Origin of the sequence: Pseudomonas karstica (genome assembly GCF_009707515.1) — a bacterium.
Lineage (GTDB): Bacteria > Pseudomonadota > Gammaproteobacteria > Pseudomonadales > Pseudomonadaceae > Aquipseudomonas > Aquipseudomonas karstica.
Map to the genome: position 1 here is coordinate 1 of NZ_WLYI01000013.1, position 14,271 is coordinate 14,271.

Below are 14,271 nucleotides of genomic sequence, written 5' to 3' on the forward strand. Positions count from 1 at the left end.
GGTCTGGCCGTTATCCAACGTGACGGTCAACGGGCTGGTGATGTTGGTCACCGGCGCGCCGTTTTTATCCACAAGGCTGGCGGTATAAACAATCTGTCCGCCCTCGTCGACAGTGCTGGTGGCGGTCAGGACTACATCCACTTTATCGATGGTGTCATTGATCTGCGTAGTCGCCCCGCCCGGTGCGATATCGAGTTTCTCGAAACCACCCCCTACGACGCTCGGATTGATCGTGACATTGATCGGGCCTGCGTCTTTGAACACATCGTCGCCTGGCGCCTTGGAAATCACTTGGCCCCTCGTTTCGCCTTTGGCGATGGTGATGACGTCACCATTGCTCAGGGTCAGGGTCAGGTCACTGCTGGCCTTGTTGCTCAGGGTCGCGGTGTAGGTGATGGTGCCGCCTTCGTTGGCTTCGCTTGGCGCCGTCAGGGTCACGGTGGTGGTGTCGGTGGTGCCTGGGGTGTCGGTCACAGTGGTAGTGACCGGCGTGGTACCTGGCAGCAGGTTTTCGAAGTGCGTGCCACCGGTCACGTTGGTGATGGCGGTGGTGACGGTCTGAGTACCTTCATATACATCGTTCGGTGCCACGGCGGTGACGGTACCGCTGGATTGGTTTACACCGATGGTGATGGTCTGGCCATTGTCCAAAGTGACCGTCAACGGGTTGGTGATGTTAGTCACCGGTGCACCGTTTTTATCCACAAGGCTGGCGGTGTAAACGATATTGCCGCCTTCGCCGACGGTGGTGGTAGCGGTCAGCACCACTTCCACTTTATCGATGGTGTCGTTGATGGTGGTGGTTGCGCCATTGCCGGCCACAACGAGGTTCTCGAAGTTACCGCCAGTGGTGTCAGTGATCTTGACGGCCTGGGTGCTCTTATCGATGAACACGTCATCGCCAGGAGCTGCAACGGTCACGGAACCAACGGTTTCACCGGCCTTGATGGTGATGATCGAGCCGTTATCCAGCTTCAACGTAACGTCAGTGTCCGCCTTGTTAGAGAGCGTGGCGGTGTAGGTAATCTGGCCACCTTCGCTGACATTGTTCGGTGCGGTCAGCGTCACGGTGGTGGTGTCGACCGAGTCGGTGACGGTGGTGACGGCTGGGGTGGTGCTGGGTACCAGGTTCTCGAAGTTGCCGCCGGTCGCCCCGGTGATGGTCGTGGTAACTGTGCTGCCGTTGACATAGACGTCGTTCGGTGAAGTGTTGACCACCACGGTGCCGGTGGATTTGCCCGCCTCAATGGTAATTACCGAGCCATTGCTCAAAGTGACGGTGACTGGCGTCTGCGCCGGGTTGGTCAAGGTTGCGGTGTACGTGATCTGGCCACCTTCGGTCACCGTCTCCGCGGCCGTCAGAGTCACGGTGGTGGTGTCGAGGGTGTCGGTGATCTGGGTCACGGCCGGCGTCGGGTCGACGGTCAGTACCAGGTTGGTACCGCCGGTGGTGTCGGTGACGGTGACGCTGATCTGGCTTGGGTCGATGTACGGGCTGTCGTTGGGGGCCAGGGGCACATTGACGGAGCCGGTCAACTGGCCGGCCGGGATGGTGATCACCGAACCGTTGGACAAGGTGACGTTCAGGTCGGAGTTGGATGCCTGAGTGACGGTGGCGGTATAGGTCAGTACGCCGCCCGCTTCGGTGATGGTCGGGGTCGCGCTCAGGGTCAGGGTCGACGCCTGCTGCGTCAGGCCATTATTGGTGTTTGTTTGCCCGCCGGCATTTTGGGTCAGGGTCGAAGAGGTTGAGCCCGGGCCGGCGGTTGGAAAACCAATGACTGGTGCGACATGGCCTGCGGTCGCATCCAGCATCACGAAGCTGTGGCCACCACCCGCGGCACCCGTACCCGCAGCGGCTGTGCCGGCAGCCGTGGCTTCCAGGTCGGTCGTCGGGTCAGCGCCGGCCGCAATGGCTTGCTGCAGCTCGGCAACCGAGGGCGCGGTGTGTGCGGTGGCGGCAGCCAGGTCGATGCTGGAATCCGGCGCGTCGGCGCTCCATTGGGTGTCGCGGCCCAGGTCCAGGGTACGGCCGTCGGCCAACTCCAGGCTGACAGCGCCCGACAACCCTGTGTCTATCTGATCGCCCACGAACAGTCGGTCACCTTCAACGAGTACACGCCGGGCTCCTTGCGGAGAAATGACAAAAACCTGGCCAACAATGCTTTTGACGGTGGCAACAACACTGCTCATTGAAGATTTCTCCGGCGATCCGTTCGGGTAACTTCCATAGGCCTGATGATCAATTTGCTATCAGGCAGAGGGAGTTGAAATATTGACGCATGGATTGGTCAATAATTTGGCTATTTTTTGAGTGAGTTTACTTTGTGCCAAACTATTGACCTTTCGGGCGCCATCCTAAACAATCGCCCCACTAATGTCACATTGATATTTCAGCGGCGAACCGTCCTACTTGTGTGAACCAGTTCCGCTTTTTGAACTTTCCGACGTACGGTTAATACGGTTGCCTTTTTCCGACATTGCGGCACGGTCCGCGGTGACTTGAGACAAGATGTCCTGGGGAATTCTTAAATGCATTTGCACCTGTTCAAGGCAATACCGTTGGTTTTCGCCGCCAGTTTTGTACACGCTCAAACATTGCCCCAGGCCATGCAGCAAGCGCTGGACGTGCATCCGGAAATTCAAGCTGGCGTGAATAGCCGTCTGTCCGCTGACTACCAGTTAAGGGCAGCTCAGGGCGGCTACCTGCCTCGTGTGGATGCATTGGCCGGTTATGGCCGCGCAGGCGTCGATAATTCCACCACCCGCGCCCTTGGTGGTTCCAATCACTGGGACACCCTGAACCGCGGCGAGTCGAGCCTGCGTCTGCAACAAATGATTTTTGACGGTTTTGCCACTTCCAGCGAAGTCGGGCGTCAACAAGCCACCGTCAACTCACGCGCCTACTCGTTACTCGGTACTTCCGAGCGCACCGCATTGACCGTCGCCCAGGTGTACCTGGAAGTACTGACCCGTCGTGAGTTTGTGCGATTGGCCGAAGATAACCTGCGCAATCACGAACGCATCTACGACCAGATCAAGTTGCGCACCCAGCGTGGTGTGGGCAGTGGCGCCGACCTCGACCAGGCCGAGGCGCGCCTGGCGCAGGCCCGTAACAACCTGATCACTGAGCAGACTAACCTGGCCGATGCCCAGACCAACTACCTCAGTGCCGTTGGCCAGATGCCCGATCAACTGGAGCGTCCGCCCAGCTTCATGGCCATGCTGCCTGCCGACCTGAACGAAGCGCGCCGCCAGATGCTCGACAACAGCCCGATCCTGCGCTCGGCCGAGTCCGATATCGTCGCTGCCGAAAAGCAGTACGAAGCGGCTAAATCCTCGTTCTACCCACGCTTTGATGCCGAACTGGGCACCAACGCCGACAACAACGTCGGCGGTGAGCCCTCCCACAGCAATGGTTGGGAAGCCATGGTGCGCATGCGTTTCAACCTGTTTGCCGGTGGCAGCAACAAGGCTGACCTGCAATCCAAGTCCTACCAGTCCAACCAGGCCCTGGACATTCGCAACAACGCCCTGCGCCAGTTGAACGAAGAACTTGGCCTGGCCTGGAACGCCTTGAACAACGCCAACGCTCAGGTGCCAATCGCCCAGCAATACGTTGATCACAGCACTAGTGTGCGCACCGCCTATCAGAAGCAATTCAGCCTGGGCGAACGGACCCTGCTGGATTTGCTCGACAGCGAGAACGAAATGTTCACGGCCTCCCGCCGTCTGGAAGAAATCAAGAATATTCAGTTATTTACTCAATATCGCATCAAGGCAACCATGGGCGAGTTGCTTAAGAGCCAGGGAGTGGTCGCGCCAATGGCCTCCGTCGTACAGAACGATGTGAAGCCTCAAGTCCAACTGCCCGGAATGAATTGAGCTATTGCTTATAATCCCACCTGTTAGTCGAGAGTGCCCGCGTGGAATCCGAAGTCAGTCGAGTTAATCTCAGTCATGATCCGCGCACGCTGCACGACGACCCGTTACTTGACGGGTTGTTGGCACTCTGTGCCCTGCACCAGAAGCCCGCCAGTGCGGCAATGCTGACCACCGGCCTGCCGTTGCCGTCCCAGCGCCTGAGCGCCGACTTGCTGGCCCGTGCCGCTGCCCGCGCCGGGTTGCAGGGGCGCTTGCTGCAACGCAAGCTTGATTCGATCCCCGCTATCGCCATGCCGGCGTTGTTGTTGCTCAAGGACGGCCGCAGTGCCGTGCTGCTCGGTTGGCAGGGTGAAGACGAAGCCCAGGTGCTGCTCAGCGAAAGCGACGGCGGCGAGACTATCGTCAAGCGCGAAGCATTGGCCGATGACTACATCGGCAAAGTGTTCTTTGCCCAGCCCCAGCACAAGTTCGACGTCAGCCACGGCACCCTGATTCCCCGGGCCCGCTCCTGGTTTCGCGACACTCTCAAACGGTCGCGCTGGCTCTATGCCGACGCCATCGCCGCCAGTTTCCTGATCAACATCATCGCCATGGCCGCGCCCTTGTTCGTGATGAATGTCTATGACCGCGTGGTACCAAATCAGGCCACCGCGACCCTGTGGGTGCTGGCCACCGGCATTATCATCGCCTATATCTTCGATCTGATCCTCAAGAGCCTGCGCAGCCTGTGCCTGGACCTGGCCGGTAAGAAAACCGACCTGATCATCTCGGCCACGCTGTTCGAGCGTATTGTCGGCATGTCGATGAAATACCGTCCGGCGCGGGTCGGCAGCTTTGCCCAAAACATCCACGAGTTTCAGGGCCTGCGAGACTTCCTGGCGTCCCTGACCCTCACCAGCCTGATCGACTTGCCGTTTACCCTGCTGATTTTCCTGGTCATCGCCTTGCTCGGCGGGCACCTGGTGTGGATCCCCATGCTGGCCTTCCCGATTGCCCTGGGCATCGGCTACTTGCTGCAAAAGCCGCTGGTGGCGACCATGGAGCGAACCATGGCCCTGGCCTCCGAGCGCCAGTCGAGCCTGATTGAAACCCTGGCCGGACTGGATGCGGTCAAGGTCAACAATGCCGAAAGCGAGCGCCAGTACCAGTGGGAGCAAACCATTGGCACCCTCAGTCGCCTCGAGTTGCGGGTGAAAATGCTCTCTGGCCTGTCGATGAATATCACCCTGCTGATCCAGCAATTGGCCGGTGTGATCATGATCGTCTTCGGGGTCTACCAGATCATCGACGGCAACCTCAGCATGGGCGGCCTGATCGCCTGCTACATGCTCAGTGGCCGTGCCCTCAGCCCCCTGGCTTCGCTGTCGGGCCTGATGACCCGCTATCAGCAAGCCAAGGTCACCATGGTTTCCACCGACCAGATGATGGAGTTGCCCCAAGAGCGTAACTTCGAAGAACGCCCCTTGAGCCGCCGCACCCTGCAAGGCGCCATCGAGTGCCGGGGCCTGAACTTCACCTATCCCAACCAGCAAAACATGGCGCTCAAGAACATCAGCCTGGTGATCAAACCCGGGGAGAAAATCGGCATCATCGGCCGCAGCGGCTCGGGTAAAAGCTCCCTGGCCAAGCTGATCGTCGGCCTCTACCAGCCCGACTCCGGCGCCTTGCTGGTGGATGGTGTGGACATCCGCCAGATCGACGTCAGCGAACTGCGCCACAACATCGGCTACGTGCCGCAAGACATCCAATTGCTGGCCGGTACCCTGCGCGACAATCTGGTGTCCGGCGCCCGTTATGTCGAGGACGAATTGGTGCTGCAAGCCGCCGAACTGGCCGGTGTCCATGAGTTTGCCCGCCTGCACCCGCAAGGCTATGAGCTGCAAGTGGGTGAGCGTGGCCAGAACCTCTCTGGCGGCCAGCGGCAAAACGTCGCCCTGGCTCGTGCGCTGTTGCTCAACCCTCCCATCCTGCTGTTGGATGAACCCACCAGCGCCATGGACAACACCGGTGAAGAACGTCTGAAGCAACGCCTGCAAGCCGTGGTGGAAAACAAGACGGTGGTGTTGGTGACGCACCGGGCCTCGCTGCTGTCCCTGGTGGACCGCTTGTTGGTGATCGACCGTGGGCAAATCCTCGCCGATGGCCCGAAAGCCGTGGTCATGGAAGCGTTGAAGAAGGGGCAGATCAGTGTTGCGTAAATTCAAGGACGCGGTCCGCCGCTACTTCATCGGCTCCGACTCGCTGGACGGCCAGCCGCTGCCCGAGGTCAAGAAGGCCCTGATCGAAGATGCACCGCGCGTGGTGCGTTTGACTATCTGGGGCATTATCGGCTTTTTCCTGTGCATGCTGGTGTGGGCCAACTTTGCCAAGATCGATGAAGTGACCCGGGGTGATGGCAAGGCCATTCCTTCCTCCAAACTGCAGAAAATCCAGAACCTGGAAGGCGGCATCGTCGCCGAGCTGTACGTCAAGGAAGGACAGGTCGTCGATGCCGGTGCGCCGTTGATTCGCCTCGATGACACCCGCTTCGTCTCCAATGCCGGGGAAACCGAGGCCCAGCGCTTGTCCCTGTTGTTGCGCATCGAGCGTTTGAGTGCGCAGGTTGAAGACCGGCCATTGAATATCTCGCAAGAGGTGCGTACCGCCGCGCCGAGCATGGCCGTCAGTGAGCAGTCGTTGTACGAAAGTCGACGCCAGCAGTTCAAGGATGAAATTGGCGGCCTCCAGGAACAGTTGACACAACGCCAGCAAGAACTGCGCGAGTACTCCTCCAAGCAAAGCCAGTACCGCAACCAACTGTCGTTGCAGCGCCAGGAAATCAACATGTCCGAACCTCTGGTCGCCCAGGGGGCGGTGTCGCCGGTGGAAGTGTTGCGCCTCAAACGCGCGGAAATGGAAACCCGTGGGCAACTGGATGCCACTACCCTGGCCATTCCCCGGGCCAACTCGGCAATCAAGGAAGTGCAGCGCAAGATCGACGAGACGCGCGGCAAGTACCGCAGTGAAGCCCTGACGCAACTCAACGAAACCCGCACCGACCTGAATAAAGCCCAAGCCACCGGCAAGGCCCTGGAAGACCGGGTGAGCCGTACCCTGGTTACCTCGCCGGTGCGCGGGATCGTCAAGCAATTACTGGTCAACACCATCGGTGGCGTGATCCAGCCGGGCAGCGACATGGTGGAAATCGTGCCGCTGGACGACACCTTGCTGGTGGAGGCCAAGATCCGTCCGCAAGACATTGCCTTCCTGCACCCAGGGCAGGAAGCAGTCGTCAAATTCACCGCCTATGACTACACCATCTACGGCGGCCTGAAAGCCAAGCTGGAGCGTATCGGTGCCGATACCATCACTGATGAAGACAAGAAAACCACCTACTATATGATCACCTTGCGTACCGACCGCAGCCATTTGGGCACGGACGAGAAACCGTTGTTGATCATCCCGGGCATGGTGGCTTCGGTGGACATCATCACCGGCAAGAAAAGCATCCTCAGCTACCTGCTCAAGCCGATCATCAAGGCCCGGGCCGAGGCGTTGCACGAGCGCTAATTCCTGCCCTGATCGTTGCCCACGCTCTGCGTGGGAATGCCGCCCTGGACGCTCCGCGTCCGCTCTCAACGCCCTGACGCGGAGCGTCACAGCACGCACCCCCATGCAGAACGTTGGCACGATCAACATGCAAGCCTGCCGCAAACGACCATATCGTTATTCTCTAACGGTATTTAAATTATAATTCTTATGACTATAAAGTCACTCTCCTGACTGCCAGGGAGTGATTCCATGTCCACCACCACAGCCGCTTTCCACGCTGCCCAAACCTTCGACATCTGTCCATTTCCCGGCAGAGTAGGGGCCGAGATCATCGGGCTGGACCTGTCCCGACCGGTCAACGACCAGGACTTTGCCCGCATCCACCGCGCGCACCTGGACCACCACGTTGTGGTGTTTCGTGACCAACGCATCATCCCCGAGCAACAGATCGCCTTCAGCCGCCGCTTCGGTGTGCTGCAGATCCATGTGCTCAAACAGTTCCTGCTGGCCAACCACCCGGAAATCCTCATCGTCTCGAACATTATCGAGAACGGCCAATCCATCGGCCTGGGAGACGCCGGCAAGTTCTGGCATTCGGACCTGTCCTATAAAGAACTGCCAAGCCTGGGCTCCATGCTCCACGCCCAGGAGCTGCCGTCCGAAGGCGGTGACACGTTGTTTGCCGACCTGCACAAAGCCTGGGACCAGTTACCCAGGCACCTGGGTAAGGCTGTCGAGGGCCGCAACGCCGCCCACTCTTACACCGCGCGCTACAGCGAGACCAAATTCGAAGGCAACTGGCGCCCGACCCTGACCCCCGATCAACTGGCTCAAGTGGCTGAAGTGGTGCACCCGATCGTGCGCACCCACCCGGAGAACGGTCGCAAGGCCTTGTTCGTCAGCGAAGGCTTCACCACGCGCATCGTCGGCCTGCCGGAGGACGAAAGCCGTGATCTGCTGGCGCAGCTCTACGCCCACAGCGTGCTGCCGGAAAACATCTATCGGCATCAATGGCAGCCCCACGATCTGGTGTTCTGGGACAACCGCTCGCTGATTCACCTGGCCGCCGGTTGCCCCAGCCACCTGCGCCGCAAGCTGTTTCGCACCACCATCCAGGGTGACGCGCCTTTCTGAATCGGAGCATGACTATGTCCAAGAAAATTTCCTTCGCGCGTCTCGCCGCAACCCTCGGCCTGGGGGCCAGTCTGTTGGCCGGCAGCCTGATCGCACCGGCGGCCGCGCAGGCTGAAGGCGAGATCCGCATTGCCGAGCAGTTCGGCATCGTCTACCTGCTGCTCAATGTGGTGCGCGACCAGAACCTGATCGAAAAGTATGGCAAGCAAGAGGGTATCGACATCAAGGTCGACTGGACCCAATTGTCCGGCGGCGCGGCGGTCAACGATGCATTGCTCTCCGGTTCCATCGACATCGCCGGGGCGGGCGTCGGCCCGCTACTGACCATCTGGGACCGCACCCACGGCAAGCAGAACGTCAAGGCCGTGGCATCCCTGGGCAACTTCCCCTACTACCTGGTGAGCAACAACCCTGAGGTCAGGACCATTGCCGATTTCACCGAGAAAGACCGGATTGCCGTGCCGGCCGTCGGCGTTTCCGTGCAGTCACGGGTCCTGCAATACGCGGCCGCCAAGCAGTGGGGCGACAAGGAATTCAATCGCCTGGACAAGTACACCGTCGCTGTCCCGCACCCGGATGCCACCGCCGCACTGATTGCCGGCGGCACCGAACTGACCGGGCACTTCTCCAACCCACCGTTCCAGGAACAGGCCCTGACCAACCCTGACGTGCATGTGGTTCTCAATTCCTACGATGTCCTGGGCCCGAACTCGCCGACCGTGCTGTTTGCCACCGAAAAATTCCGCAACGACAACCCGAAAACCTACAAGGCATTCATCGAGGCGCTGACCGAAGCCGCGCAGTTCGCCCAGAACGACAAAGGCGCCGCTGCCGATACCTACATTCGTGTGACCAAAGCCAAGATCGACCGAGCCCAATTGCTGAAAATCATCGATAACCCGCAATTCGAATTCAGCATTACGCCGAAAAATACCTACCCATTGGCAGAGTTCCTCTACCGCGTTGGCGCGATCAAGCACAAACCCGAATCGTGGAAGGATTACTTCTTCCAGGATGCCAAACCGCTACAAGGAAGCTGAGATGAACGCGCCTTTGCAAGGCCACGCGGCCAGCAACCAGAGCACCACCGACGCACTGCTGTCGGTGGACCATATCAGCCTTGAATACCGCACCCCTGAGCGGGTGGTGCGTGCCACTCACCAGGTGAGTTTCGAGATCGATCCCGCCGACCGTTTTGTGCTGCTGGGGCCGTCGGGCTGTGGTAAATCCACGCTGCTCAAGGCGGTGGCCGGTTTTATCAAACCTTGCGAAGGCGAGATCCGTCTACTGGGGCAAAAGGTCGAGCAGCCGGGGCCGGATCGCATCGTGGTGTTCCAGGAGTTCGACCAGTTGCCGCCGTGGAAAACCGTCAAGCAGAACGTCATGTTTCCTCTGTTGGCCTCCAGGACCCTCAAACGTCGCGAGGCCGAGGAACGGGCGCTGCACTACCTGGAAAAAGTCGGCCTGACAGCGTTTGCCGACGCTTACCCGCACACGTTGTCCGGAGGCATGAAGGCGCGGGTGGCGATTGCCCGGGCCTTGGCCATGCAGCCGAAAATCCTGCTGATGGACGAACCCTTTGCCGCGCTTGACGCCCTGACCCGGCGCAAGATGCAGGAAGAATTGCTGCTGCTCTGGGAAGAGGTGCGCTTCACCCTGTTGTTTGTCACCCATTCCATCGAAGAAGCGCTGGTGGTGGGCAATCGCATCCTATTGCTGTCGCCTCATCCGGGACGGGTACGGGCACAAATCCACAGCCATCAATACGACCTGCACAGCCTCGGCGGCGTGGAGTTCCAGGCCTCGGCACGACGTATTCATCGTCTGCTGTTTGATGAGGCGCCCGAAGCCGAAACCGAGCTGGGTTTCGCCGATATCCGCATCGCTTATTGAAGGATTGTCCCCATGCGCCAGGAATATGAAATCACCCTCGAACCGTTGCCCGGTATTCGCGTGGAGCGCGAGCTGCCCTTGCGTCAGCGCCTGTGGCAACAAGGCTGGCTGCGCAAGGGCTTGATCCTGATCGTGCTGGCCATCCTGTGGGAAGCCGCGGCGCGGTATCAGGACAACGACCTGCTGTTGCCGAGTTTCTTGCAGACCTTTCACGCGTTCTACGACGGCATCGCCAGTGGCGAGCTATTGAGTAAGGTCAGCATCTCGCTGGTGGTGCTGGTCAAGGGCTATTTGATCGGCATCGTGCTGGCGTTTGCCCTGACCACCTTGGCCGTGTCGACCCAGCTGGGGCGCGACCTGTTGAGCACCTTGACCTCAATGTTCAATCCGCTGCCGGCCATTGCCTTGCTGCCCTTGGCGCTGCTGTGGTTTGGCCTGGGGCAGAACAGCCTGATTTTCGTGCTGGTGCATTCAGTGCTGTGGGCCTTGGCTCTCAATACGTATTCGGGCTTCCTCGGTGTCTCGGAAACCCTGCGTATGGCCGGGCGCAACTATGGCCTCAAGGGCATGCGTTTTGTGTTGTTTATCCTGATCCCGGCGGCGCTGCCGTCGATCCTCGCGGGGCTGAAAATCGGCTGGGCGTTTGCCTGGCGTACCCTGATTGCCGCCGAGTTGGTCTTTGGCGCAACCAGCGGCAAGGGCGGGTTGGGCTGGTACATTTTCCAGAACCGCAACGAGCTGTACACCGACAAAGTCTTCGCCGGCTTGGCAGTGGTGATCCTGATCGGGTTGCTGGTGGAAAACCTGGTGTTCGACACCTTCGAGCGGCTTACAGTCAAGCGTTGGGGCATGCAGCGCTAAGATTGCGCTCAGATCGTTCCCACGCTCCCTGTGGGAGTCCCGATACACCGCAATCCTTCAGCATTCAAGGGTTTTGCAAAAACACCACATAGCCCCGAAACCACTCGCTGCCCTTCAAATACCCTGGTTCCTCCCACGCGCCACCCTGAATCAGCCCTATCTTGAACGGCACCCCCAACCGATTCATCCGCGGCAAATACGCTGCATAGTCGGGAATGCTGTGGCGTCCCTGATAGGTCTGCACCACCACTTCATCAATCACCCCGTTGAGTTGGGCGATGGCGGCAGGGTCGGCGTTGCTGCTCCAGTCCATCAGGCCGGTGATGCTCAGGCGCAGGTCCTGGGGCAGGCGCCGGCGCAGGTCGCGCAGGAAATCGACATACTCGTGCAGGTATTGGGTGCGGGCGTCGAAGTCGATCTGGATGCCGACCACCGGGTTGCCCGCATCCCGCCAACGTTGCACTTGCCCCATCAGTTGCGTGTAGATCGACTCTGGCCAGTGCAGCGTGTGGGCGCGGTAGACGATCCATACCTCGCCCTGGGTCAGGCGCGGCACGCTCATGCCCTGGGCAATGAACTGCACGCCACGTTGGGGCGCGCGGCGGGTGGAGTTGATCTGCCCTTGCAGGATGTACAGGGTTTTGGCCTGCTTGAGCACAGGCTGGGGAGCAACGCCGCTCCACAGCCAAAAGGCATCATAGTCGCCAGCCTCCACGGCGCCGAAGGCCGGGTTTGTTAGCAGGAGCAGGGCCAGCCAGAAGCCTTTCACGGCTTACCAGTAATACTGCAGCGACTTGCCCCACCGGGTATCGGCAAACCCGGTTTTCAGCTGGCGAAACCAGCTTTTGCGCACAGCCTTGTCGACGTCTTCACCGCCACAACTGTTGTAGCCGGACGGCGCGTAGCAGTTGATGGCGCGAAACAGCGCGTAGGCCTTGTCGTCATGGGGCGCCTTGGCGTTGTCGATGACCTGTGTGTAGCCGTCGAGTCGCGAGAATGTTTCGCCTTTGAAGGCCGATGCGGTGCTGCCCAGGCTGCCAGCGGCACGTGCCTGTTCCAGGGGCATGCCGTCCAGGCCATTGCGCAGGATGAATTCACCGAAGCAGTTCAGGCCTTGGGGGTTTTTCGGGTCGATCTGCAAGGTGCTGGCGGTTTGCGCGATGCTCGGGCAGGCGTAGCCGGATTCGCTTTTCTCACCGCTCCATTGGAACAATTGCAGGGATCTTCCAGCGGCGTAGACGTAACCCAGGCTGGTACCGATTTTGTCCTCGGGGGCCGGGGTGGGCAATTGTTTGAGGTCTTCGGCGAAAGTGCTGAACTGGCTGTGCAATAGGTCCTTATACAGCAGCACAAATTGCGCGGTCTGGCGCTCAACCGGGTCGCTGGCCTGGGAGATTTGCTGACGCAATAACTCGGGGCCGGCGATGTTGCGCAGCAGGATGTAGCGCACCTGTTTGGCGCTGATCGGCGAATCGGCGGCGAATACCTTGGCCAACTGGCCGCTGCGCTCGTAATTCATCGCCAGGGCCAGTTCCAACTGGTCGCGTTGCAGCGGTTGTTTGGCCAGCGGCAGCAGTTGTAGCCACAGGGCTTGGGCTGCTTTCCAGTCGCCCTTGGCTTCCAGGGCCAGGCCACGCAGGGTTTGCTGGCTGAAGGCGAAGTAATCGAGGGTCGGCGGCATATCGGACGGCAGCCACTTCAAGGCGCTGTCAGGTTGATGCTCCACGTATAGGTCGAATGCTGCCTGCACGTATTCGTACAGCGCAGGTTCCTGGGCAAATATCGGTTTTTGCGCATCAAGGGCTTCGCGGGTCAGCATGGGTGGGTTGCCGGCACGCATCCACATCAGGTCGTTGAGGGCCAGGATCAGCGGGTTGTTGACTGCCTTGTGGGGGCTCATCAATAGCTTGGTGTCGACTTCTTCCACCAATTCATCCAGGGACACATTGCGCTGGGCGTCGCTGGCCTGGGTCAACTGCCAGGTGAAGTCGTTGGCCAGTGCGTCCGGGTCGGGGGCGAGCCAATGCACCCGGCGCAGCAAGCCATGGGCCGAGGCGGCGTATTCGCCCTGTGGATAAGTGCTCAAGTAGCTCTTGAAGCCCGTTTCGGCCCATTGCAGGGCTGACTTATCCACATGCTCCAGAGAAGGGGTGCCATATTCGTCGAAAGCGTTTTGCTGGGCGCTGTTCAGGGCGGTGCGGGCGCTCATGTATAGCGCTGTTTCCTTGAGCCAGGGCAGGCTACTGTCAGTCAGTGTTGCAAAACCTTTTTGTGCGTCGGCAAAACGCCCGCTGTAAAAATCGCCGGCGGCTTGCAGGTAGGCCAGCAGCGCCTTGCCGTCAGTTGATTTCAACTGTTCGGCGTCGCCGGCCGCCATGCTGTCCCAAGTACAGGTTGTGAGCATCTGCAGGCGTTGCTTGGCCAGCAGTTGCTGTTCGGCGCCAGGCATGTCCGCCTTCAACACTTGGCCGATAAACGCAGTGGCGCTGTCGTCGTTGTTACTGCGGCAGCGGCTGCCTTCGCCGGAAAGGAACGCATCGCCTGCTGACTTGCGGCTGTCGCGTGGGATACCCAGTGAGCCCAGCAGTTGGTCCAGTTCATTGGCAGCCCCGTCGTTATCCGCTTCAGGGCCAGGAGTCGGTGTAAGGCGGTACACCGGGAATGGCACCTGCCCGAACCCCTGGGACAGATCCTCTTCATTCAAGGCATTGGGTACCAGCGGCGTGGTTTTTTTGTCGGCCAGCAACAGGCGCAGGTTGACCCGGCTATCGTTGCCCGGGCTCAGGAAGGGCAGGTTGCTGCACCCATTCAGGGTGTTGCGCGATACCCGCCAGTCGGGATAGCACGAGTCGTCGGAACTGGCCTGGGCCTGAAGAGAAAAACCGGCGAACAGTGCCAGCGCCAGAGGTGACAGAAGACTGATGCGCATGAAAAGTCCTTGATCCTGAATCCGTCGAAGGTGGCAAT

The 14,271-nt window shown here is 59.9% G+C and carries 10 protein-coding genes; 7 read left to right on the forward strand and 3 right to left on the reverse strand.

Going from position 1 to position 14,271, the window contains the following annotated elements:
• Positions 1-2,193: retention module-containing protein (locus GIR22_RS11140; protein WP_154743380.1), on the reverse strand; the 2,193-nt coding region annotated here is incomplete at its 3' end.
• A gap of 339 nt (positions 2,194-2,532) precedes the next feature.
• Between GIR22_RS11140 and GIR22_RS11145 the strand changes: the two genes are divergently transcribed.
• From GIR22_RS11145 to GIR22_RS11175, 7 genes are all read left to right on the forward strand, one after another.
• Positions 2,533-3,885 (forward strand): TolC family outer membrane protein, encoded by a 1,353-nt coding sequence (locus GIR22_RS11145; protein WP_154743381.1) that lies wholly within the window; start codon positions 2,533-2,535, stop codon positions 3,883-3,885.
• A gap of 41 nt (positions 3,886-3,926) precedes the next feature.
• Positions 3,927-6,083, forward strand: a complete 2,157-nt coding sequence (locus tag GIR22_RS11150) for a type I secretion system permease/ATPase (protein WP_178122205.1) — start codon at positions 3,927-3,929, stop codon at positions 6,081-6,083.
• Complete coding sequence (locus GIR22_RS11155) at positions 6,073-7,434, forward strand: HlyD family type I secretion periplasmic adaptor subunit (protein WP_178122206.1); 1,362 nt, start codon at positions 6,073-6,075, stop codon at positions 7,432-7,434. Before GIR22_RS11150 ends, GIR22_RS11155 begins: the two co-directional genes overlap by 11 nt.
• Before the next feature lie 231 nt (positions 7,435-7,665).
• Entirely contained in the window at positions 7,666-8,550 is an 885-nt protein-coding gene (locus GIR22_RS11160; RefSeq protein ID WP_154743382.1) for a TauD/TfdA dioxygenase family protein, read from the forward strand.
• Positions 8,551-8,564: 14 nt separating this feature from the next.
• Positions 8,565-9,590, forward strand: a complete 1,026-nt coding sequence (locus GIR22_RS11165; RefSeq protein WP_154743383.1) for an ABC transporter substrate-binding protein — start codon at positions 8,565-8,567, stop codon at positions 9,588-9,590.
• Position 9,591: 1 nt separating this feature from the next.
• Positions 9,592-10,443 (forward strand): ABC transporter ATP-binding protein, encoded by an 852-nt coding sequence (locus GIR22_RS11170; RefSeq protein ID WP_154743384.1) that lies wholly within the window; start codon positions 9,592-9,594, stop codon positions 10,441-10,443.
• A gap of 12 nt (positions 10,444-10,455) precedes the next feature.
• Positions 10,456-11,304: an ABC transporter permease gene (locus GIR22_RS11175; protein WP_154743385.1), complete on the forward strand. Its 849-nt coding sequence runs from the start codon at positions 10,456-10,458 to the stop codon at positions 11,302-11,304.
• Positions 11,305-11,368: 64 nt separating this feature from the next.
• Here the strand turns inward: GIR22_RS11175 and GIR22_RS11180 are convergent, their stop codons facing one another.
• Together GIR22_RS11180 and GIR22_RS11185 are read right to left on the reverse strand one after the other, a co-directional pair.
• Positions 11,369-12,073, reverse strand: a complete 705-nt coding sequence (locus GIR22_RS11180) for a DUF3142 domain-containing protein (RefSeq protein WP_178122207.1) — start codon at positions 12,071-12,073, stop codon at positions 11,369-11,371.
• A gap of 3 nt (positions 12,074-12,076) precedes the next feature.
• Positions 12,077-14,233: a PA5441 family protein gene (locus tag GIR22_RS11185; RefSeq protein WP_154743386.1), complete on the reverse strand. Its 2,157-nt coding sequence runs from the start codon at positions 14,231-14,233 to the stop codon at positions 12,077-12,079.
• Positions 14,234-14,271: the final 38 nt, after the last annotated feature.

Excerpts from the sequence above, each read along its gene's own strand:
- GIR22_RS11145 (WP_154743381.1), top strand. The coding sequence starts at position 2,533 with ATGCATTTGCACCTGTTCAAGGCAATACCGTTGGTTTTCGCCGCCAGT.
- GIR22_RS11160 (WP_154743382.1), top strand. The coding sequence starts at position 7,666 with ATGTCCACCACCACAGCCGCTTTCCACGCTGCCCAAACCTTCGACATC.
- GIR22_RS11165 (WP_154743383.1), top strand. The coding sequence starts at position 8,565 with ATGTCCAAGAAAATTTCCTTCGCGCGTCTCGCCGCAACCCTCGGCCTG.
- GIR22_RS11170 (WP_154743384.1), top strand. The coding sequence starts at position 9,592 with ATGAACGCGCCTTTGCAAGGCCACGCGGCCAGCAACCAGAGCACCACC.
- GIR22_RS11175 (WP_154743385.1), top strand. The coding sequence starts at position 10,456 with ATGCGCCAGGAATATGAAATCACCCTCGAACCGTTGCCCGGTATTCGC.
- GIR22_RS11185 (WP_154743386.1), bottom strand. The coding sequence starts at position 14,233 with ATGCGCATCAGTCTTCTGTCACCTCTGGCGCTGGCACTGTTCGCCGGT.